Consider the following 22,280-nt stretch of genomic DNA (forward strand, 5'->3'; position numbering starts at 1 on the left):
CACACCAACACAATCCATACTAAAAGAGAGTGGAAACATTGTAGAGGAGTATTTACACAATATTCAGGACTTGACTGTTGCGAGCAGAAAAAGGGCGAGGAACCCCGTGCAAACGCTGAATCTCGGGGTTGCGAGCTGGAAAAAGCCGAGGAACCCCAAGCAAACGCCCAATCTCAGGGTTGCGAGCGGAAAAAGAGAGAGTAACCCCGTGCAAACGCTGAATCTCGGGGTTGCGAGTTGAAAAAGGGCGAGGAACCCCGTGCAAACGGTGAATCTCGGGGTTGCGAGCGGAAAAAGGGCGAGGAACCCCGAGCAAACGACGAATCTCGGGGTTGCGAGCTGGAAAAAGCCGAGGAACCCCGTGCAAACGCCCAATCTCGGGGTTACTAGCTGGAAAAAGCGGAGGAACCCCGTGCAAACGACGAATCTCGGGGTTGCGAGCGGAAAAAGGGCGAGGAACCCCGAGCAAACGACGAATCTCGGGGTTACGAGCGGAAAAAAGGAGAGTAACCCCGAGCAAACGCCCAATCTCGGGGTTGCGGGCGGAAAAAGAGGGAGAAAGCCCGAGCAAACGCCCAATCTCGGGGTTACTAGCTGAAAAAGTGCGAGTAACCCCCAAGCAAACGCCCAATCTCAGGGTTGAAGGCGAAAAAAGGGCGAGGAACCCCGAACAAACGCCCAATCTCGGGGTTGCGAGCGGAAAAAGGGAGAGAAAAGCTGAACGTGTCAGTTACTCAAGGGGCTTGATGACACAATGAGCTCTTAAGCTTAGTGATTAGTCATAACTTTGTAATACCGGAAGTGAAGGTGACGAGATTGAGTGCATCACCCATGGGCAGCACCCAGTGGGGAGTCATGCGGAGACACCCGCAGGACGCGGAGCATGATTTTCTGTAGCGATTAGCAAAGATCCGCACATGAGCATCAGCATCAACTTTCACACAATCCGTTGATATCTTTTAAAAGCTGCAATCACAAGAATAAATGAAACAAACAAAAGTAGCAATAAATACAAACTATTCTGAAAAACAATCACCCAATCAGTCTGATGTGTGATGACTTCTCTACCTGCTTCAATCGCCCAATGCAGCGGATTAAAAGCCGCAATTGTTGCGACCCAATTTGGCACAAGCGCTAACGGAATAAATAAACTCGATAAGAAAAGTAAAGGCATGGTAATAAAACTAACAGCAGCCGTCAAACTTGACTCTTTTAATATAAGCAAGCCCAAAGAAGTTGATAGCACACCCATCGTTAAGCCTAATAATATAGAAATGATGACAAATTGGGTAATGCCTAATAATCCTCCTGAAAAATGAGCACCCATTAACACAGCAATACCTATCATCATAATCGCTTGAAAAGCTAATGTTAAGGAATCCTGTAATAATGATCCCCATAAGATCGCAGAACGCTTAATCGGAGAAATCATTAAGCGGTCAAGCACACCATCACGATAATCACTTATAATCCCCATTCCTGCGTAAGCACCGGCCATCATTGTACTCATCATGACGATACCAGGACCTAAGAAATCCATATAAGCATCCCCACCAAAGCCTGGAATGTCCGCCATACTTGAAAATACTTGACCAAATAACACCATCCATAAAACAGGCTGAATAATCGTCATTAAAATCACAAAAGGGGAACGGCTGATACTTCTTAAACTTCTTAAAAAGATGACATAACTATCAGAGAAGAACTTCATTTGCTTTCCCCCTTCATTAACGTTTTTCCGGTATGCATGAAATATACATCTCCCAAGTTAACCTTCGATAGGGTTACCGAATCAATATCAACTCCATGTTCTTTTAATTCATGTAGGAGCTCAGGTAATTTTGTGGCACCGTCTGTAACTTGAACATGAAGCTTATCTTCTTTTACAACGAGTTGATTTTCACCCTGCAAAACCTCTTTTGCTTTTTCAACATGAGGACTTTGAAAGATTAACGTATCGCTTTTCATTCCTCTTTTCAAAGATTCCTTCGTTCCTTCTATAACTAGTTTACCTTCATTCATAAAAGCTACATAATCAGCTAACTCATCTGCTTCTTCCATATAATGTGTTGTTAACACAACCGTCATCCCTTGTTCCTCTTGTAACTGCTTAATCATTTTCCATAAATCAGAGCGAGCTTCAGGATCTAAACCTGTTGTCGGTTCATCTAAGAATAGCAGCCTAGGCTTATGAATAATTCCCATGGCCAAATCAAGCTTCCTTTTCATACCCCCCGAGTAATTTTTACTTAAACGATTTTGGTCTTTTTCAAGATGAAACATCTTCAGCAATTCATCCACTCTCTTTTTTAAAATCTGTCCTTTCAAACCATAGATTTTTCCTTGCATCATTAAATTTTCTTTTCCTGTCCCTAGTGGATCAACGCCTGAATTTTGTGCAACACATCCGATTACGTGTTTATCGATTTTATTCTCCCCAAAAATATGGATATCTCCTCCATCTTTGGAAACTAATGAAGTTAACATTCGGATGGTTGTTGTTTTGCCAGACCCATTAGGACCTAGTAACGCAAAAATGCTTCCTGTTTTTACTTGCAATGAAAGGTTTTCAACAGCGACAACCTTTTTCCCATATGTTTTTCTCACTTGCTTCATGTCAATAGCCACGGACGTCATTCGTTTTCGCCCCTCTCTTCTTGTACTTTAATTGCTTCTGTAATAAAGGTAATCACTTCCTTTGTCATCGGATAAAACATCACGCCATTACTTTCTTCAGATATGGCATTCCATGCACTCCCTAGAAATTCCTCATCTTCACCAAACATGTCATAAACACCTTCAAGCCATCTCGCTGCTAACCTTTGTGCAATTTCCGAGTGCGGTGGTGCATCAAGATTTTCTTTAATTTCATGTACAATCGCTATCCACTGCTCAGCCGTTTTTTGGTCATGGTTAACAGCCAATAATTTTTCCTTTTGTTCCTCATTCATATACTGATCGAGCACCTCAGAGACACCACCTTCATGGAATAAATGAATGGCCCCAAAAATTAACGACCAGTTTACTTCCTTCTCTATTTTCATTGAATATAATATCGCTTTAATCGCGGTCTCCATCTCTAAGAGCTTATTCTTTTTTTCTTTTACCATTATTAATTGTGCCTGTAATGCTTCTTCCCATGTTTGCGTCGATTCTTCAATAATTAGTTTGATTTGTTCTAAAGGAAACCCAATATATTTCATCGCTAAAATTTGCTCAAGCTTAAACACCTCATCCTCTCCATACAGACGATGACCCCCTCCTGTCGTTGATTGAGGCTTTAATAAACCAATCTCATCATAATAATCAAGTGTTCGCTTCGTCACACCCGTCTTTTTAGAAAGCTTTCCAATGGAATACATATAACATCTCCTCTCATGGGTTATTTTTCCTCTTACTTGAGTATAAAACAACACGTTACGTGTCGTTCAAGCGTATTTTACAAAAAAATTGAAAAGGACAAGCCTAATTTTTGTTTTCAGCTTTTAAAGCATAACTCACGAAGTTTTCTATGAAAGCTGCTGCTTACGCTCGGGCTTTCTGTCCTTTTTTCTGGTCCAGACCCCAAAATTTTCTTCCCCTTCGGTAGCATATATATCTTGCTCTTGCATTTTTACTGGTGAAGAGTTACGACGGCAAGTCAACATGGGCACGTTATTAATAAGTTAGTGTAAACATAAGCGTTGCTCGTCGCTCCTGTAAATTGTGCTGCGTCCTACACGGTGGCGTTGAACCAATCGGCTACATCCCTAGATCTTAGCTCTACTACTCTTCCCTCAAGGGTTCGCTGCGGTAAATATCCTTTTTGTTACTGGTCACCCTTGAGTTAACGGAAAGCGAACTGCAAAAACCCCTTACTCATATGGACTTCATCCATATAAATAAGGGGCGTTACTCTTAATTTTCTCTATTTATTACTTCTTCAAGTTATAGAAAGACTTAATGCCTTGGTATGTTGCTACATCTGCTAATTCGTCCTCGATACGAAGTAATTGGTTATACTTCGCAACACGGTCTGTACGAGATGGGGCACCTGTTTTGATTTGACCAGCGTTTGTTGCTACCGCGATATCAGCAATCGTTGCATCCTCTGTTTCACCAGAACGGTGAGAGATAACGGCTGTGTAACCGGCACGTTTTGCCATTTCGATCGCTTCAAATGTTTCTGTTAACGTACCGATTTGGTTTACTTTGATCAGAATTGAGTTACTAATTCCTTTTTCAATCCCTTCAGCAAGCTTTTTCGTATTCGTTACGAATAAGTCATCACCTACTAATTGAACTTTTTCCCCTAGACGATCCGTTAACAGCTTGTGACCTTCCCAGTCGTTTTCATCTAAACCATCTTCAATCGAAATGATTGGGTATTTAGAAACTAGGTCTTCGTAAAAATCTACCATCTCTTCAGAAGAAAGAACTTTGCCTTCACCTGCTAAATGATATTTACCATCTTCCTTGTTGAAAAGCTCAGAAGAAGCTACGTCCATTGCCAACTGTACTTCTTCACCTGGCTTATAACCAGCTTTTTCAATCGCTTCAATAATCGTTGATAAAGCTTCTTCATTGGATGATAAGTTTGGAGCAAATCCACCTTCATCACCAACCGCTGTGTTGTAGCCTTTTGCTTTAAGAACAGATTTTAAGTGGTGGAAAATTTCCGTACCCATACGTAGAGCTTCTTTAAAGTTTTCTGCTCCTACAGGCATAACCATGAATTCTTGAATATCAACGTTATTATCAGCGTGCTCACCACCATTGATGATGTTCATCATTGGTACTGGCAATTGTTTTGCACCGAATCCACCAAGATACACATATAAAGGAATCCCTAATGCGTTAGCTGCTGCATGAGCAACGGCCATCGATACACCAAGAATCGCGTTTGCACCTAGTTTCCCTTTGTTTTCAGTACCATCCAGGTCGATCATTAATTTATCAATGCCAAGTTGGTCTAATGCATCAACACCAATAATTTCTGGTGCAATCACTTCATTAACATTTTCAACAGCTTTTAATACACCTTTACCTAAGAAACGAGTGTCTCCATCACGTAGTTCAACTGCTTCATATTCACCTGTAGAAGCTCCACTTGGTACAAGTGCACGTCCCATTGCTCCTGACTCAAGATAAACCTCAACTTCCACTGTTGGATTTCCACGAGAATCCAATACTTCACGAGCATATACATCTGTAATCATTGTCATAATAAGGTCATTCCCTTCAATTTAAATTATTTAATAAGTGATTTACCTGTCATCTCAACTGGCTGTTTCGCCTTAAGTAATTCTAAAATGGTCGGTGCTAAATCAGCTAAAATGCCATCTTCTCTTAATGTTAGCTGTTCATCTGTAACGATAACTGGTACACGATTAGTCGTATGAGCTGTCATAGGCTGGTCATCTAGTGTCACAACTTCATCAGCATTACCGTGATCAGCGGTAATGATTGCTGCTCCACCTTTTGCAATAATCGCATCAACCACCAGGCCTAGACATTCATCAACCGCTTCAACTGCTCTAATCGTTGGCTCAAGCATACCTGAATGTCCAACCATATCAGGGTTAGCGAAATTAAGGATAATCGCATCGTGCTTTTCTGCTTCAATTTCCGCAACTAAAGCATCCGTCACTTCAAAAGCACTCATTTCTGGTTTTAAATCATACGTAGCGACTTTCGGTGAATCAATTAAAATCCGTTCTTCCCCATCAAATGGTTGTTCTCGCCCCCCACTGAAGAAGAAAGTAACATGTGGATATTTTTCCGTCTCCGCAATACGTAATTGTTTATAATTTTGTTGGGCAAGGACTTCCCCTAATGTATTATCTAAGTTTGTCGGCTTAAAAGCAACAAATCCCTTAACCGTTTCACTAAAATGAGTGAGACAAACATAATGAATATCTTTCGGGTGCTTCACACCACGTTCAAAACCACGAAAATCTTCGTTTGTAAAAACTTGAGACATTTGGATCGCACGGTCAGGACGGAAGTTAAAGAAAATCACCGCATCTCCATCTTCAATCGTCGCAACAGGCGAACCGTCTTCTTTTTTGATTACTGAGGGGATCAAGAACTCATCATGAATACTATTGCCATAGCTATCATCTATCGCCTCTAACGCAGAGTGATAATCCGGTCCTTCACCATATACCATTGCTCGATACGACTTATCGACACGATCCCAACGCTTATCACGGTCCATCGCATAATAACGACCGTGAATCGACGCAATCTCACCAACACCTAGCTCATCCATTTGCTTTTCTAAATCCTTAATATATGTTCTTGATGTCGTTGGACCAACATCTCGACCATCTAAGAATCCATGAATATAAACCTTCTCGATATTGTTCGCTTTAGCTAACTTAAGAATCGCATAAAGGTGGTTAATATGACTGTGGATACCCCCGTCAGACAATAAACCATATAAATGAAGGGCTGTTCCTTTTTCATTCACATAATTCATGGCATTCTTTAACGTTTCATTTTCGAAAAAATCTCCCTCACGAATCGATAAATTCACACGAGTTAAACTTTGGTAAACGATACGACCTGCTCCGATATTTAAATGTCCTACCTCAGAGTTTCCCATCTGTCCTTCAGGTAATCCAACCGCTTCACCTTGAGCTTCTAAAGTCGCATGAGGGTAATGGTTCCAGTAGCGATCAAAATTAGGTTTGTTCGCATTGCTAATAGCATTCCCTTTTGCTTCATCCCGCATCGCAAATCCATCTAGGATGATTAAAGCTACAGGTTTTTTACTCATTTTGTTGCCTCCAATAAAGCAAGGAATGAATCAGCTTCTAAGCTTGCCCCTCCAACAAGTGCACCATCAATATCTTCTTGAGCCATGTACTCAGCAATATTAGCCGGCTTTACACTACCACCATATTGGATACGAACAGCATTGGCCGCTTCTTCAGAAAATGAAGTCGCTACAACTTTACGAATATAAGCACATACTTCATTTGCATCAGCTGCAGAAGAAGATTTACCCGTACCAATTGCCCAAATTGGCTCATAAGCAATCACAACATCTTTTACTTGTCTTTCTGATAAGTCTCTTAACCCTGCTTCCACCTGTGTTTGAACAACGTCATTTGTCTTACCAGCCTCACGCTCTTCATCTGTTTCACCACAACACATAATCGGCGTTAACCCACGCTCAAATGCAGCGTGTACTTTTTTATTGACGGTTTCATCCGTTTCTGCAAACATTTCACGACGTTCTGAGTGTCCAATAATGACATAGTCAACATTCATATCGACAAGAGCCAAAGGAGAAATTTCACCCGTAAAAGCACCGTTGTCCTCGAAATGCATATTCTGTGCTCCTACTTTTAAATCAGTTCCTTCTGTTTCAGTGACTAAGCTTTCGAGAAATAACGCTGGTGCACAAATAACAGCATCCACCTCTGTACTCGCTGGTACTTTACTTTTCACATCCGCAGCAAAGGCTTTTGCTTCTGACAAAGTCTTATTCATTTTCCAGTTGCCTGCAATAATTGGTTTACGCATGATTTCACCTCATCCAAAATAGTCAATAACTTATTTATCGTTCAGAGCCACGACACCCGGTAGGATTTTACCTTCCATAAATTCAAGAGAGGCTCCTCCACCTGTAGAAATATGACTCATTTTACTTGCAACTCCAAATTTCTCAGCAGCCGCAGCGGAATCTCCACCACCTACTACCGAGTAGGCTTCACTATTCGCTAATGCATCAGCTACACCTTTAGTACCATTGGCAAACGTATCAATTTCAAATACACCCATTGGGCCATTCCAAATGACTAGTTTTGATTCATTCACGACTTTTTGATAAGTGGCAATTGTTTCTGGACCAATATCTAGTGATTCCCAATCAGACGGGATAGAATCAATGGCGACAACCTTTGTGTTTGCTTCAGCAGAGAAATCATCCGCCACCAAGGCATCGGTAGGTAAATAAAGATTTACCCCATTTTCTTTTGCCTTTTTCATAAACGACTTCGCTAAATCAATTTTATCTTCTTCCAATAAAGATTTTCCGATATCATGACCTAACGCCTTAATAAATGTGTAAGCAAGTCCGCCACCAATAATAAGGTTGTCTACTTTTTCTAATAGATTTTCAATAACACCAATTTTATCTTTTACTTTTGCACCACCAATAATGGCTGTAAACGGGCGTTCTGGAGTAGATAATGCTTTACTTAATACATCTAATTCCTTCTCCATTAAAAGACCTGAAACAGCTGGTAGATGGTGGGCGATTCCTTCTGTTGAAGCATGGGCTCTATGAGCGGCACCAAAAGCATCATTCACAAAAACATCTGCTAGCTTTGCAAATTCCTTCGCTAATTCTTGGTCATTTTTTTCTTCACCAGGATAAAAGCGTACATTTTCTAATAAAAGAATGTCACCCTCGTTTAGATCTTGAACAGCTGCTTCTGCTTTTTCACCATAGGCTACATCCACTTTTTGAACGTTTTTGTTTAATAGTTCACTTAATTTATTAGCAACAGGTGTTAATCGAAGCTCTTCCACGACCTGACCTTTCGGACGGCCAAGATGACTCGCTAAAATGATTTTAGCACCCTTCTCTACTAAAAATTCGATCGTAGGAATCGCAGCACGAATACGAGTTTCGTCTGTGATTACCCCATCCTTCATCGGTACATTAAAGTCAACGCGTACAAAAACTTTCTTTCCACCTAAGTCAAGATCACGAATAGATTGTTTATTCATGAGCTAATGACCTCCTTTAACCTCTCTATTTTAAAAGGAACTACTTGACAATGGAAAGGGGAGCTAGAAAAAATTCTACTCCCCCACTCCCTATCCAATTAGATTATAAACCTTTACTAGCAATATAATCAACAAGGTCAATGACGCGGTGTGAGTAACCAGATTCGTTATCATACCAAGAAATGACTTTTACCATATTTCCTTCCATAACCATTGTTGAAAGAGCGTCAATTGTTGAAGAATGATGATCGCCATTATAATCGCCAGAAACTAATGGCTCTTCACTATATCCAAGGATTCCTTTTAAAGGACCTTCAGCTGCTTCTTTAAAAGCTGCATTGATTTCTTCTGCTGTTACTTCTTGATCCAATTCAGCTACTAAATCTACTAAAGAAACGTTTGGTGTTGGTACACGCATAGCTCCACCGTTTAATTTACCTTTTAATTCAGGAAGAACTAAAGCTACGGCTTTTGCAGCACCAGTTGATGTTGGAATGATATTTTCAGCAGCTGCACGAGCACGACGGTAATCTTTATGTGGTAAATCTAAGATTTGTTGGTCATTCGTGTAAGAGTGAACTGTTGTCATCATTCCACGACGAACACCAAATTTATCATTTAATACTTTAGCAAATGGAGCTAAACAGTTTGTCGTACAAGAAGCGTTAGAAATTACGCTGTGGTTTGTTGGGTCATACTTGTCTTCGTTAACACCCATAACAACGGTAATATCTTCATCTGAAGCAGGAGCAGAGATAATTACTTTTTTAGCACCAGCTTCAATATGCTTAGCTGCATCAGCACGTTTTGTGAAGAAACCAGTTGATTCAACAACCACTTCTACACCGCGGTCTGCCCAGTTTAATTTCGCAGGGTCACGCTCAGCTGAAACATCAATAACATGCCCATTAACTACTAAATTATCTTCTTTCACTTCTACTTCCGCATCTAAACGGCCGTGAATAGAATCATATTTCAAAAGATGTGCAAGCATGTTTGCATCGGTTAAATCATTAATCGCTACAACCTCTACATTTGGGTTGTTTAAAGCTGCACGGAATACGTTACGTCCAATTCTTCCAAAACCGTTAATACCAATCTTTGTTGCCATGATAAAATCTCCTCCTAATTTATACTTCAATATATTTTCAAAAAGGGAATATCCAATCTACCAACTATTAATATATCCCTCTTTAATTCTTACAATACTAATAAACTGTTTGCCGCCCCTTCATCCGTTACGAGAACATCAGTTGGACGATTTTTCACATATGCAGCAATGGCCTTTGCTTTTGAATGACCACCTGCCACTGAGATTACATACTTATCTTGGTCAAGTTCATCTAACTGCAAACCAATCGTTCGTTGTTTATGAATACTTTTACCATTTTCGTCGAAATAATAACCAAATGCTTCTCCGACTGCATGGTGTTCAATCAACTTCTCTAAAAATGGTACTTGCGAGTTTCGACGGCTCGCCATCATTTCAGCATCACCAATACCGTGAATGACAACAGAAGCTGATTTAATAATCTTTAAAATTTCTTGAACAGACGGTTCAATAATTAATGAAGAATAAGCTTCTTCACTCAGCTGGTCAGGTACATGCAACAAGCGATACTGTGCATGTGCTCGTGTTGCAAATTCTGCACTAATGGTATTCGCCTGATTTTCTACCTTTTCACCTAAGCCGCCTCTAGCAGGTACAAATACAACATCTCTGTTTTTGGAGTCAGCCGGCATCATACGGGCCACAGCTGCGAGTGTTGTTCCACCCATAACGGCTACAACATCCTTTGGCTTTAAATGAGCGTTCAATTCGAGAGCTGCCGCTTGGCCAAGCTCATGTTTGACCCAATCATTTTCATCGCTATCTCCAGATACGATAATGACCTTGGATACACCTAGCTTATCTTGTAGCTCTTTTTCTAAACTACTAAGGCCTTGAAGCTCTTTCATCATTTCTTCTAGCTCCGTAAAAAGAACTTCCCCTTGTGCCGTTAAACTCATGCCAGCAGTGGTAAAATCAACAATCCTCTGCTCCTTTAAGAACGTCACTTCACTTCGTAACACACGCTCTGACAACTGAACATTCGTTGATAATGTCCGTCTACCTATCGGCTGCATTAAACGTATATTTTGTAAGATTCGATAGCGCTTCACCATAGTATCAAGTAAATCAGGCACTAACTGTTTTTGTAACGTAATTAAAGACTTCATGATCATAAGCTCCTTTTCACACTTTAGAAAAAATGCCACTAGAGAAACAGGCTTGACGAAGCAACCGATTTGGAGCTTAGTATCAGGCAAGCTAAGCCTATTCTTCACCCTATTCCACATTGATATGACAAATCTTCTTGATATTTCATCTTAGTTTATCCAAAGGTAGATGAAATAAAAGGGAGGATGATAGGGGGATGATTTCGCTGTTTAAGGTATGTTTGTTTATAATTTTATGAGGTAAAGGTATAGATTGTTCTTTGCAGGGTCGCACAACGTCCCTCTGTGACAAAATACGTCCCGCCACATCAAAAAAATATACAATTTTGGGAAAGTCCTTTGATAATGACTAACCACCGGGAGCGAAAATGTCCCTCTGTGACAAATAATGTCCCGATTAGAGCAAACTAAACCCTATCTCCATTATCATCATAACAATAATTATCCAATTATACAAGAGCTAAAACTTATTTTCTAAAAATTTGCTGAATCATGTTCCAAAACTCTAAGGCATGACCAAGAAGAATATTTAATGATATTCTATTCACCTATAACCGTTTTGGAAACCAATTAAACATTTAAATAAATGAATGATTCAATGAATCTATAAAAGCCCGTAAATATCCCAAGCCACTCACATACCAATAAGGGCTGTCAATTCTTCCAGTCGCCGCCTACTTTAATTAGGAAAGTTAAAACAGCGACATGATATATAACCCCATTGATGATTGTACAAGTTTATCGCCATTAGGCGTTTGAATTGGATCTTTAGCTTTTAGTTTTAAGCTTAGTTGGTGCGTTGGTTTTAGCTTTGTGCTACCTTTATGGCACTTTTTAAATCCTCACGAGCGATTTTACCAAATCCAATTTCCTTCCCTTCTATTAAGATCACAGGAATCATCAGCTGATACTTCTCTAACAGCTCTTCATCTTGATAAATATCGATAACATTCACATCAAAAGCAAGCTCATCTCTTAATAACTTCAAATCTATCAACACATCATCACACAACGGACAATGCTCTTTAGACATCACTTCAACAACTACGTTACTCATCTATATTCAACTCCTTTTTAGTACTTTTTATTTTAGCATTGATTAGTGGTAAAGTGATAAGCGACTCATATTTGTGCTGACTAAATATCATCAGGCTTTCTCTTCCTTTTTCTGCATGTAACCCCAAGAATCGGCTTTTGCTCGGGCTTTCTTCTCATTTTCCGGTATGTAACCCCGCGATTCCGCTTTTGCTCGGGCTTTCTTCCTCTTTTTCAAGCCGCTACCCCGTGATTCCGCTTTTGCTCGGGCTTTCTTCTCATTTTCCGCCATGTAACCCCGCGTTTCCGCTTTTGCTCGGGCTTCCTCTCTCTTTTTCAAGCCGCAACCCCATGTTACGCTTTTGCTCGGGCTTTCTTCTCATTTTCCGGCATGTAACCCCGCGTTTCCGAGTTTGCTCGGGCTTCCTCTCTCTTTTTCAAGCCGCAACCCCGTGATTCCGCTTTTGCTCGGGCTTCCTTCTCATTTTCCGGCATGTAACCCCGCGATTCCGCTTTTGCTCGGGCTTCCTCTCTCTTTTTCAAGCCGCAACCCCGAGATTCGGCTTTTGCTCGGGCTTTCTTCTCATTTTCCGGCATGTAACCCCGTGATTACTTACTTTATCCATTAATGCTAACATCATCTCACAATAAAACTTAGATAATTTTCTAGTTTCAGCATACTTCCTAGTAGACTTCTGATATAATTATCTTATTATTCTAAATTCAAATAAAAGGAGTGACTTATTATCGTTATTAGCAAAAGAAAAGTCCCAAAGGAATTGCGGATTTTAAGGAGTTTAAAACACAGGATGCACAATTTCCCAAAAGAATTAGAGAACAAAATGCTAATATTAGAAAAAGGTTATGCTGGTGAAATCGAATTTGATAAATTCACCTCAAATCTTCCCTCAGAGTACATTATATTAAATGACCTGCTCTTAGAATTTAAAGGCCATAAATTTCAAGTAGATTCCCTTATTATTACTCCTACCTCCATTCATTTGTATGAAGTAAAAAATTATGAAGGCGATGTATTATATAAAAATAGGAAACTTTACAACCTCCATTCAAAAAAAGAAATCCCCAATCCTGCATTTCAAGTTGAGCGTTCCAACAGTCTACTCCGCCAACTACTTGCACATTACTCCTTACCACATGCCGACTTATATTCTCATATTGTATTTGTAAACCCCACGTTTTATATGTATCATGCCCCCTTTGAGGACCCTTCATTTATTTTCCATTACCAAATTGCCAAACACTTTCAACAAATACAAGTAGCTACCCATTCCGAATCTTCCCAGCTTTCAAAGATAGCAATGACACTTTCTAATCACCAATTACTAGACTATCCAACACATTCAACGCCTGATTATAAATTTGAATCACTAAAAAAAGGTATAAGGTGTTTATACTGTGATTCATTTCAACTTTCTCTTTCAAAATTTGAACTCCGTTGTGAACTTTGCTGTTACAGCGAGCACGTAAAATCCGCATTAAAAAGGATGGTTACTGAATTCGCCCTTTTGTTCCCTAAAGAAAAATTAACTACAAATTTATTCTACGAATGGTGTAATTCTTATAAGTCTAAAGACTCTCTGCAAAGATATCTTTCCAAATATCATCCCATATCTGGAAAAGGAAAAGCCACTCAATATCTAGTAGCTGAACAAACCGATAAAGAGTTTAATTAACGACTTAACACCTTTCCTTCTTTAATGTGTCAACACAAAAAAGAACTAAACCCAAAAACTCCCCCAATCAATTAGACCCCATTCACCTATCCACTTTTTATTTCTGACTCTCTCGTCCCAGCCACTCCTAAAACACCGATGTCAATATAGTGCACCATTCTAGTCAATGTAGTGGATGGGATTTCTCTGAGTAGTCGATATAATTAATAATTGTAAACGGTTTCACAAAACACTTTTAGAATATGGGGCACTAAACCATATTACTAGTTTTCTGTTTTCTTATCTATTTCTTAATTAGATGACCTGAAGGCTTTCGCTTCGTTTTTTCATCATCTCTTGGTTTCAACGGTTCATGACGCTTTGTTTGAACACTGCTTTGTAGGGGGTTAAAGAAATGGCTGTTATTGCCAAAAAAGGAACACATGCATTACGTGAAGATAAACCAACTCAAACAAAAAAGAATAAGAAAATTCGTTCTCATTTAAGTTATTGGCTGTTTATCGGACCTGCACTTTTTGTATTTTTGATGATTCAGCTTATCCCTTTTGGAATGGGTATTTATTATTCGTTTACTTCTTGGAATGGAATTTCCGCGGTTAGAGAATGGGTAGGATTTCAAAATTATATTCAAATTTTCACCAATGACCCACGCTTTTTTGATTCATTCCTATTTACGACCAAATTTATGATCGCTGCTGTTCTAATCAGTAATGCAATCGGATTTACATTAGCTCTCATCTTGAACGCTGCCTTAAAAACAAAAAATATCCTGCGAACCGTGTACTTTCTACCTAATGTAATTGGTGGTCTTTTACTAGGGTTCATCTGGCAATTTATTTTTGTTCGTGGTTTTGCTGTGATTGGTGAGATAACGAACATTGGCTTTTTTCAACAACCATGGCTCGGTGATGCTGAAACGGCATTTTGGGGACTCGTTATTGTATTCGCTTGGCAAATCAGTGGATACATGATGGTCATTTATGTTGCTGCCTTGCAAGGGTTGGATCGTTCACTCTTAGAAGCTGCGAAAATTGACGGAGCTAACGCTTTTCAGCTTTTAAGAAAAATCATTATTCCATTAGTTTTACCAGCCTTCACCATTTGTTTATTTCTTACTATCTCAATGGCATTTAAATTATTTGATTTAAATCTAGCCCTAACAGGCGGTGGCCCTTATAACTCGACAGAGTCGGTTGCACTCAATATTTATAACGAAGCTTTTACAATGAATAATTATGGAATAGGTTCTGCCAAATCATTTATCTTCTTTGTCATTGTTGCAGTAGTTACCATATTCCAAGTTTCATTGACGAAAAAACGGGAGGTTGAAGCGTAATGAAGTATACGAAGAAAACATTTACATTGGAAATTATCGCTATCATTATCGCTATCATCTTTCTAATCCCGTTTTATTTCGTTATCGTCAACTCTTTAAAAAGTTTTTCTGAGATATTAACGAATTCTGCCGCATTACCAGACCAGCTTCTATTCTCAAATTATTTAAAAGTTTGGCAAATACTTGATTTTCCTAAAGTCTTTCTAAACTCTCTGATCATTACAGTTATTAGTAATATTGGGCTTGTCATTATAAGTTCAATGGCAGCCTGGAAGCTTGTTAGGACACCTCATCGCTTTAGTAAAATACTTTTTATTCTATTTGTCTCGGCGATGGTTATTCCGTTTCAAGCGGTCATGATACCTCTTGTACAGTGGAGTGGTATGCTTGGAATTATTAATAGTCTTCCCGGAATAATCTTTATGTATTTTGGATTCGGTGTTCCATTAACGTTATTTCTATATCATGGCTTCATTAAAACCGTACCCATTGAGATTGAGGAATCGGCTCGAATTGATGGATGTTCCCAGTTTCGCGTTTTTTGGAATATTGTCTTTCCACTTTTGAAACCGATTACCGTAACGGTGATTATTTTAAATACACTTTGGATTTGGAATGACTATTTATTACCATTGCTTGTCCTTCAAGATCCAAATTTACGAACGATTCCACTTGCTACAAGCTCTTTCTTTGCTCAATATACCAAACAGTGGGATATGGGATTAGCTGCATTAGTTCTTGGGATCACGCCAGTTATTATTTTCTTTCTATTTCTACAAAAACACATTATTAAAGGCATTGCTGCTGGTTCTATTAAGTAATTCATTAATTAATGCTTATATGCCGAACTCTACTCACCACTACTGAAAATTATGCTTCGAGTCCTGCCCGGTGGCACTGAGCTAATGGATGCAGCCGTTGGCTCTCAGACCGCCACTACTTCCAGCAGGAGCTTTTACCGTGGGAGTCTTGGTTTTGTATCAACGTGTACGCATGTGCGATGACTTTTTCCTTACATTTAACGGGTCATCCATTATTGTTTAAAAAAATTGATAGGTTATCCATTTTGTAGATTCTTCTACAAATTTATAATAGTACAATATAAAAGGGGAGGTTCTTAGATGATGAAGAACATGAAAAAATGGGGATTTTTGGCTATTTTGTCCATACTTATCCTTACAGCTTGTGGAGGATCAGATGACACAGGTGGTAATCAAGATGGCAGTTCTAGTGGTAATGATGATGTCGTGACACTCAATATGTTTCAATTTAAAGTTGAAATTGCCGATGAATTACGAGCGATGTTAGATGAATTTGAATCAGAGAATCCCAATATCAAAGTACAATTAGAAACGGTCGGTGGTGGTGCTGATTATAGTGCCGCACTTAAAGCTAAGTTTGCTTCTGGTGAGCACCCTGATATCTTTAATAATGGTGGCTTTACTGAACTAGGTTTATGGAAAGAGCATCTTGCTGATTTATCAGATGAACCTTGGGTAGAACACTTACTTCCGATTGGCGCTGTCCCAATGACAGATGAGGACGGAACCTTATACGGTATGCCTGTAAACCTTGAAGGATATGGTTTTATCTATAACAAGGATTTATTCGAAGAGGCAGGAATTACCGAAGAACCGAAAACGTTTACAGATTTGTTAGAAGCAGCTCAAAAATTAGAAGAGAATGATATCACAGCTTTCTCAGCTGGTTATGCAGAATGGTGGGTTATTGGCCAACATCTATTAAATATTCCTTATGCTGAACAAGGTGACCCTACTGCATTTATTGACGGTCTGAATGAAGGTACAGAAACATTCGTTGGTAACGAAGGTTTTGAACAATTCCAAGCCTTAATTGATTTAGAAATTGAATACGGGAATACGAATCCATTAACAACAGATTACAATACGCAAGTTACTCAATTTGCTAACGGACAAACCGCCATGCTTCAACAAGGTAACTGGGTAGAAAATATGATTTATGAATTAAATCCAGATATTAATATGGGCATTATCCCGATTTCATTAAATGATGACGGTGAAGCAAAACTACCAATCGGAGTACCGAACAACTGGGTTCTGAACAAAAATTCAGAGAAACTAGAAGAAGCGAAACTTTTATTAGACTGGATGGTCAACTCTGAAACGGGTCAACGTTATTTAACGGAAGAATTTGCTTTCATTCCAGCCTTTGACCATATCGATCCTGTTGGTCTAGGTGCACTAGGTGAAGTCATTTTAGAATACTCGTCTGAAGACCAAACTTTACCGTGGACTTGGTTTATGTGGCCAGATGGAGCAAACCAAGACTTTGCCTCACTTATTCAAGAATACGTTGCCGAGCGCATTGATTATCCAACCTTATTAGAAAGAATGGATTCAACTTGGCAAAACCTAAAATAACTATGGTTACTCATACACAGCTAATTTAATAATTAAAAACCTCAAATACGATAACCCTGTATTTGAGGTTTTCCTTTATAGTAGGAACGGGGTAACTAAAAACATCTTAATATGGAAGTTACCTATGGGCGATAGGTTGTGCAGTGAAGTTAGCTGGTCATCTATCTCGCGATAAATGACCTTAGCGGGACAATGCTCCCTGTTTATTCAGCTGACTCCTGATGGTAATCGAGTTGTAAACGTGCCAACTGTTTCAAAAGTCGCCACCAACAAGCATGAAAGATTATTTGACGTTCTATACCCAGCGGAAGAAATGCCGCGGAGACTCCAGTGGGATGAAGTGGCTAGCTCAAATCCACTAGTAAGCTAGTTAGTTCAGCACCACCCCACAGGACGAGCGAGCATTTCTGTAGCGACGAGTAACGCTCTATGTTCGTACTAACTTACATACAAACTCACTAAGAATTTCTGTTTCATTCACTTTTCCAATCCAAAAATCATGACATCGTTTATAATCAACATAGATTAACCCATAGAGCCAAACAGGAGGTGTAACAATATGAAATCGAGTATTAGGCAAAAGTTAATCATTCTATTTCTTATTTTTACGATTATCCCTTTTGGTTCATCGATCCTTGTTACTTTTCTATATACGAAAGAATCATTAAAAGATCAAACCATTGAAGAAAACGCTCATTTGCTCTATCAAGGTAAGGTTAACATCGATAGTTATGTGAAGGAATTAAATAATCTTTCACTCTCAGTCTATAACCATCTCGATTTTATTAGTTATCTCAAATCAGCAGAGGTTGTGCGTGAGCAATATATTTCAGTTAGTGTCGTCAATCAAGTTCTACAAACCATTCTATACGCTGACCAAAGTATTGAGGCATTAAGCCTTTATATTGAAAGAAATCAGCAATTTATCACAACTTCCAAGCAATCGTCCGTCATATATTCACAACAGCTTAACCAATCGAATGTACAATTTTATCAAAAAGCTTATGAAGATCCTTATAATCTTTATATCAAACCATCTGAACAGCAGACTAATGCTTCCTTTACCTTACACCGCTCCTTACAAAATGTGCCCGCTGACAATACATTAGGTTATATTAGTTTGCAAGTAAACGGTCGAAAACTAGAAGAATTAAGTAGGCACCTTTACTCTAGTGGGAATGAGGAATTAATCATTATCACACCAGATGGAAACTCTGTATTTCAATCATCAGCTATTATCGAAGAACGTGATGAGCAGCAATGGATTGAAGCAGTCTCCCGATCAGGTCAGGAAAGCGGTGTGATTGAATGGCAAGAAACGAAGGAACCTTTTGTTCTTATTTATGATACAATCGCAGATTCGCGAGGTGGTTGGAAATTAATTAAAATTATTCCCGAGAGCAGTCTGTTCGAAAGTGCTTACGATGTTGCCTACATAAATATTCTATTTGGAATTTTAGGATTGTCCTTAGTCATACTTGCTACTTTTTTTATATCCTATAAAATTACAAATCCTTTGACGATTCTCGTAAAAAATATCAATGAAGTTAAAAAAGGCAATATGCAAGTTCATTTCAGAACATTAGGTAATGATGAAATTGGTGAATTAGGTGACCAATTTAAAGAAATGGTTCAAAAAATGGACCAACTAATTAACAGAGAATACAAATTAGAAATTGAAAATAAAACGAATCAATTAAAAGCTTTGCAGGCTCAAATAAATCCGCATTTTCTCTATAATGCGCTTCAATCAATTGGTACTCAGGCATTAAAAAGTGATGCACCAAAAGTGTATTCGTTAATCACCGATCTATCAAAAATTATGAGATATGGCATTCACACAGCTGAGTCCTTTGTGCCACTATCACAAGAGCTTAGTTATGTCCGCTCCTATCTATATTTACAGCTACAAAGATTTGAGGAAAAGCTTGAATATTCCATTATTTGTGAAGAAGAATTAAAAGAAATTCCTGTTCCCAAAATGCTCTTACAACCGCTTGTTGAAAACTTTTTTAACCATGGCTTTGAGCAAGGGGAGCAAGCTGGAAAAGTGACGATTACATGCGTTCAAAAAGAGAGACATATTCAAATTGAAGTAAAAGACAATGGAATAGGCATCTCAGCTGAACGACTAGCTCAAATCCAAAAACAGCTTAAAAATCCAGAACCGATGGAAAGCTCTTCAGGGAACGGTGTCGGTCTCCAAAATGTTTATAGAAGGTTAAAGCTATACTATAATGATCAGGCCCATTTGGAATTATTAAAAGATTTATCAGGTGGTTTCTTAGTTCGACTCACGATACCAAATCGTACGGAGAGTGATGAGATTTGAAAGCATTAATTATTGATGACGAAAAACATGTTCGAGAAGGTCTACTCCTCTTAGCAGAATGGTCACGTTTTAACATTAACCACGTTTACGAAGCAACAAATGGTCTAGAAGCACAAGCGATTATTAATGAAGAACAGCCAGATATTATCTTTACCGATATGCGTATGCCAACGTGTAATGGCGTGGAATTACTCAAATGGCTCAGTGAAAACAAGGTTGTTGCCAAAACGATTGTCATTAGTGGTTATGATGACTTTAGTTATACAAAAAACGCCATAAAATATGGGAGCTTTGATTATTTATTAAAACCTATCCAACGAGAAGAGTTAAACGAAACACTCGAGCAGGCTGTTATCGATATCCAAAAGCAAAAACAAACGAGGTTAGAAGAAATCAAAAAAGAAGAGGCCGCTCATGGGCTTCACCCACTTTATTGTAGCAATTGGCTAACCAAACTTATTAGCGATGACACCCTAACAGAAGAAGACCGTCATTTCTATGAAAAAGAATTTAAGCTACATTTGACAAAGTCATCATTTATTATTGGGATTCTTCCAATGAATATGCTTATCCCTTTTATATTCTCAGGGAAAAGTGAAGAGGCTTACCAAACTTTATTTCAACTAACACAGCAAATAACAAAGGAAGTGCCACACCTATACGCGTTCAAAAATATGAATAGACAAGACGAATTCATTATATTAAGTGACACTAATGAAAAAATAGACCAACTAAGTAGGAAACTAAGAGCACTTCTATGGCAAAAATATCGTGTATCGGTTCCGTTCGTTATCGGAGATGTACAGCCACTTCCAAAAAAGAGCTATACAAACACACTTCAACGATTGGATGCCTCTTTACTTTTGAATGAGGCTAAGCAAGAAATTGTAGAAAAGCCTTGGCTCTTATTAGATTATAAAGAGCAGCTTAAGTGGGCAATTGAAGGAGGAGATGCCCGGATTTTAACAGAAACGTTAGACCAACTGTTTACCTCTATCCCCTCTCGCCAACTCACTTGGTCCTTTATAAAAAGATGGCAGGAGCACTTTCAAGTTCTTCAACAGCACTGGCTAACAACTCAGAACTTTATCGAAACGAATGAGCATTATTGGGAGTCGGATGGGCGCTTTTCATTCTCATTATTTACACATGTTCAGCGCACTTTTTTTCATGCTTTAATGAAAAAAGTTCAAGTGCAACTACAACTCGAATCAAATGAACCGACGATCGCTAAAATTGCTCGCTATATTGAATGTCATTATCAGCGGGATATCACTTTACAAGAAATATCCGACCATTTTTATTTGAGTCGAGAATATATTTCACGTAAATTTAAACTTGAATACAAACAAACCATTACTGATTTTCTGACTTCCATCCGAGTTCAGAAGGCTAAAGAACTACTCGCCCATTCTCAACTTAAAATTTACGAAGTTGCCGAGGAAATCGGATATCATCATGATAAATATTTCGCTAAAGTATTTAAAAAACATGTTGGCATGACACCAAGTGAATACCGCCAGAAGCATACTAAATAATATGATTTCAAAGTCATTCGTTACATGTTTGGGAGCTTACTTTCTTTAACATCCCTCTCCTTTCTTGACTCATCTTCAAAAAAGAATTCATTTTTTGTTTCATTTTTTGAAAATTAGGCTATCCTGTAAGAAGGGATTTTTATCAACAATCATGAATAGTAATGTTAAGGGAGGTAAACCATTTGACCTTCTTTGACCTTTTAGGTATGATGTACATAATCACCTCTACAAAAAGATCTCATTTAAATTAAAGGAGGAACTTTTAATATGAATTTAATTCCTACAGTTATTGAACAAACAAATCGTGGTGAGCGTGCTTATGACATTTATTCACGACTTTTAAAAGACCGTATTATTATGTTAGGGTCTGCCATTGATGATAATGTCGCCAATTCTATTGTTGCACAATTATTATTCTTAAATGCCGAGGATCCAGACAAAGATATTTCGCTATATATTAACAGCCCAGGTGGATCTATTACAGCTGGTATGGCGATTTATGATACGATGAACTTTATTAAACCTAAAGTGTCTACAATTTGTATTGGAATGGCCGCATCAATGGGTGCATTCTTACTTGCAGCAGGTGAAAAAGGCAAACGTTTCGCTCTTCCAAATAGTGAAGTCATGATTCACCAACCACTTGGTGGAACACGTGGTCAAGCATCTGATATTGAAATTCACACTCGTCGAATTTTAGAAATGCGTCAGACTTTAAACGAGATTCTTGCTGAAAGAACTGGTCAACCATTAGAAGTGATTCAACGCGATACTGACCGTGATAACTTCATGACGGCAGAAAAAGCTAAAGAATACGGTTTAATTGACGATATCATTAAGCCAAACTAATCATTAAAAAAGTCACCTAAAGCAGTTATGAACTCTTTAGGTGACTTTTCAATTTAACGAGGTCCCCTTTTGTGGATAAGTAATCTACTTTTTTGTTTATCCACATTCAGCTTGATGAATTCTGATAATTCTAATTTATATCCACAA

Annotated in this window: 20 protein-coding genes; 8 read left to right on the top strand and 12 right to left on the bottom strand. The window is 38.6% G+C overall.

Going from position 1 to position 22,280, the window contains the following annotated elements; genetic code table 11:
- Positions 1-52: 52 nt before the first annotated feature.
- From PQ479_RS18920 to PQ479_RS18975, 12 genes are all read right to left on the bottom strand, one after another.
- Positions 53-619 carry a hypothetical protein gene (locus tag PQ479_RS18920; RefSeq protein ID WP_273717158.1) on the bottom strand — a complete coding sequence of 189 codons (567 nt, stop codon included), beginning with the start codon at positions 617-619 and terminating at the stop codon, positions 53-55.
- A gap of 318 nt (positions 620-937) precedes the next feature.
- Entirely contained in the window at positions 938-1,711 is a 774-nt protein-coding gene (locus PQ479_RS18925) for an ABC transporter permease (RefSeq protein WP_047987211.1), read from the bottom strand.
- Positions 1,708-2,637 (bottom strand): ABC transporter ATP-binding protein, encoded by a 930-nt coding sequence (locus PQ479_RS18930; RefSeq protein ID WP_047987210.1) that lies wholly within the window; start codon positions 2,635-2,637, stop codon positions 1,708-1,710. The genes PQ479_RS18925 and PQ479_RS18930 overlap by 4 nt, the downstream gene beginning before the upstream one ends.
- Complete coding sequence (locus PQ479_RS18935; protein WP_047987209.1) at positions 2,634-3,362, bottom strand: MerR family transcriptional regulator; 729 nt, start codon at positions 3,360-3,362, stop codon at positions 2,634-2,636. The genes PQ479_RS18930 and PQ479_RS18935 overlap by 4 nt, the downstream gene beginning before the upstream one ends.
- Positions 3,363-3,914: 552 nt before the next feature.
- Positions 3,915-5,204 carry a phosphopyruvate hydratase gene (eno, locus tag PQ479_RS18940; protein WP_047987208.1) on the bottom strand — a complete coding sequence of 430 codons (1,290 nt, stop codon included), beginning with the start codon at positions 5,202-5,204 and terminating at the stop codon, positions 3,915-3,917.
- A gap of 26 nt (positions 5,205-5,230) precedes the next feature.
- Entirely contained in the window at positions 5,231-6,763 is a 1,533-nt protein-coding gene (gene gpmI / locus PQ479_RS18945; protein ID WP_047987207.1) for a 2,3-bisphosphoglycerate-independent phosphoglycerate mutase, read from the bottom strand.
- The gene (tpiA, locus tag PQ479_RS18950; protein WP_047987206.1) at positions 6,760-7,515 is read right to left on the bottom strand and encodes a triose-phosphate isomerase; all 756 of its coding nucleotides are present in this window, start codon (positions 7,513-7,515) and stop codon (positions 6,760-6,762) included. Before tpiA ends, gpmI begins: the two co-directional genes overlap by 4 nt.
- Before the next feature lie 30 nt (positions 7,516-7,545).
- A complete protein-coding gene (locus PQ479_RS18955; RefSeq protein ID WP_047987205.1) occupies positions 7,546-8,727 on the bottom strand; it encodes a phosphoglycerate kinase in 1,182 nt (393 codons plus the stop codon).
- A 103-nt stretch (positions 8,728-8,830) separates the two neighbouring features.
- The gene (gap, locus tag PQ479_RS18960; protein ID WP_047987204.1) at positions 8,831-9,838 is read right to left on the bottom strand and encodes a type I glyceraldehyde-3-phosphate dehydrogenase; all 1,008 of its coding nucleotides are present in this window, start codon (positions 9,836-9,838) and stop codon (positions 8,831-8,833) included.
- 89 nt (positions 9,839-9,927) lie between these two features.
- On the bottom strand, positions 9,928-10,947 hold the full coding sequence (locus PQ479_RS18965) for a sugar-binding transcriptional regulator (protein WP_047987203.1): 1,020 nt from the start codon (positions 10,945-10,947) through the stop codon (positions 9,928-9,930).
- A gap of 805 nt (positions 10,948-11,752) precedes the next feature.
- Positions 11,753-12,004, bottom strand: coding sequence for a glutaredoxin family protein (locus PQ479_RS18970; RefSeq protein WP_047987202.1), 252 nt, complete (start codon positions 12,002-12,004; stop codon positions 11,753-11,755).
- A gap of 90 nt (positions 12,005-12,094) precedes the next feature.
- Positions 12,095-12,322 carry a hypothetical protein gene (locus PQ479_RS18975; protein WP_047987201.1) on the bottom strand — a complete coding sequence of 76 codons (228 nt, stop codon included), beginning with the start codon at positions 12,320-12,322 and terminating at the stop codon, positions 12,095-12,097.
- Positions 12,323-12,344: 22 nt separating this feature from the next.
- Here PQ479_RS18975 and PQ479_RS18980 point away from each other — a divergent pair, with 22 nt between their 5' ends.
- The 8 genes from PQ479_RS18980 (at position 12,345) to clpP (ending at position 22,133) form a co-directional block, all read left to right on the top strand.
- Entirely contained in the window at positions 12,345-12,611 is a 267-nt protein-coding gene (locus tag PQ479_RS18980; protein ID WP_273717159.1) for a hypothetical protein, read from the top strand.
- A gap of 180 nt (positions 12,612-12,791) precedes the next feature.
- Positions 12,792-13,676 (top strand): nuclease-related domain-containing protein, encoded by an 885-nt coding sequence (locus PQ479_RS18985; protein ID WP_053070289.1) that lies wholly within the window; start codon positions 12,792-12,794, stop codon positions 13,674-13,676.
- Positions 13,677-14,070: 394 nt separating this feature from the next.
- On the top strand, positions 14,071-15,012 hold the full coding sequence (locus PQ479_RS18990; protein WP_047987198.1) for a carbohydrate ABC transporter permease: 942 nt from the start codon (positions 14,071-14,073) through the stop codon (positions 15,010-15,012).
- Positions 15,012-15,833 carry a carbohydrate ABC transporter permease gene (locus PQ479_RS18995; RefSeq protein ID WP_047987197.1) on the top strand — a complete coding sequence of 274 codons (822 nt, stop codon included), beginning with the start codon at positions 15,012-15,014 and terminating at the stop codon, positions 15,831-15,833. Before PQ479_RS18990 ends, PQ479_RS18995 begins: the two co-directional genes overlap by 1 nt.
- A 303-nt stretch (positions 15,834-16,136) precedes the next feature.
- A complete protein-coding gene (locus PQ479_RS19000) occupies positions 16,137-17,414 on the top strand; it encodes an ABC transporter substrate-binding protein (RefSeq protein ID WP_273717165.1) in 1,278 nt (425 codons plus the stop codon).
- 559 nt (positions 17,415-17,973) lie between these two features.
- The gene (locus PQ479_RS19005; protein WP_047987196.1) at positions 17,974-19,746 is read left to right on the top strand and encodes a sensor histidine kinase; all 1,773 of its coding nucleotides are present in this window, start codon (positions 17,974-17,976) and stop codon (positions 19,744-19,746) included.
- Complete coding sequence (locus tag PQ479_RS19010; protein WP_047987195.1) at positions 19,743-21,284, top strand: response regulator; 1,542 nt, start codon at positions 19,743-19,745, stop codon at positions 21,282-21,284. Before PQ479_RS19005 ends, PQ479_RS19010 begins: the two co-directional genes overlap by 4 nt.
- Positions 21,285-21,551: 267 nt before the next feature.
- A complete protein-coding gene (clpP, locus tag PQ479_RS19015) occupies positions 21,552-22,133 on the top strand; it encodes an ATP-dependent Clp endopeptidase proteolytic subunit ClpP (protein ID WP_047987194.1) in 582 nt (193 codons plus the stop codon).
- Positions 22,134-22,280: the final 147 nt, after the last annotated feature.

The sequence above is a fragment of the Alkalihalobacillus pseudalcaliphilus genome (assembly GCF_028610675.1).
Taxonomy (GTDB): Bacteria; Bacillota; Bacilli; order Bacillales; family Bacillaceae_D; genus Alkalihalobacillus; species Alkalihalobacillus pseudalcaliphilus.

Bases quoted from the DNA above. Each gene is read 5' to 3' on its own strand.
- PQ479_RS18965 (WP_047987203.1), bottom strand. From the start codon at position 10,947: ATGAAGTCTTTAATTACGTTACAAAAACAGTTAGTGCCTGATTTACTT.
- PQ479_RS18935 (WP_047987209.1), bottom strand. From the start codon at position 3,362: ATGTATTCCATTGGAAAGCTTTCTAAAAAGACGGGTGTGACGAAGCGA.
- PQ479_RS18990 (WP_047987198.1), top strand. From the start codon at position 14,071: ATGGCTGTTATTGCCAAAAAAGGAACACATGCATTACGTGAAGATAAA.
- PQ479_RS19000 (WP_273717165.1), top strand. From the start codon at position 16,137: ATGAAGAACATGAAAAAATGGGGATTTTTGGCTATTTTGTCCATACTT.
- tpiA (WP_047987206.1), bottom strand. From the start codon at position 7,515: ATGCGTAAACCAATTATTGCAGGCAACTGGAAAATGAATAAGACTTTG.
- gpmI (WP_047987207.1), bottom strand. From the start codon at position 6,763: ATGAGTAAAAAACCTGTAGCTTTAATCATCCTAGATGGATTTGCGATG.
- PQ479_RS18955 (WP_047987205.1), bottom strand. From the start codon at position 8,727: ATGAATAAACAATCTATTCGTGATCTTGACTTAGGTGGAAAGAAAGTT.
- clpP (WP_047987194.1), top strand. From the start codon at position 21,552: ATGAATTTAATTCCTACAGTTATTGAACAAACAAATCGTGGTGAGCGT.
- PQ479_RS18930 (WP_047987210.1), bottom strand. From the start codon at position 2,637: ATGACGTCCGTGGCTATTGACATGAAGCAAGTGAGAAAAACATATGGG.
- PQ479_RS19005 (WP_047987196.1), top strand. From the start codon at position 17,974: ATGAAATCGAGTATTAGGCAAAAGTTAATCATTCTATTTCTTATTTTT.
- PQ479_RS18995 (WP_047987197.1), top strand. From the start codon at position 15,012: ATGAAGTATACGAAGAAAACATTTACATTGGAAATTATCGCTATCATT.
- PQ479_RS18970 (WP_047987202.1), bottom strand. From the start codon at position 12,004: ATGAGTAACGTAGTTGTTGAAGTGATGTCTAAAGAGCATTGTCCGTTG.
- eno (WP_047987208.1), bottom strand. From the start codon at position 5,204: ATGACAATGATTACAGATGTATATGCTCGTGAAGTATTGGATTCTCGT.
- PQ479_RS18985 (WP_053070289.1), top strand. From the start codon at position 12,792: ATGCACAATTTCCCAAAAGAATTAGAGAACAAAATGCTAATATTAGAA.
- PQ479_RS18925 (WP_047987211.1), bottom strand. From the start codon at position 1,711: ATGAAGTTCTTCTCTGATAGTTATGTCATCTTTTTAAGAAGTTTAAGA.
- gap (WP_047987204.1), bottom strand. From the start codon at position 9,838: ATGGCAACAAAGATTGGTATTAACGGTTTTGGAAGAATTGGACGTAAC.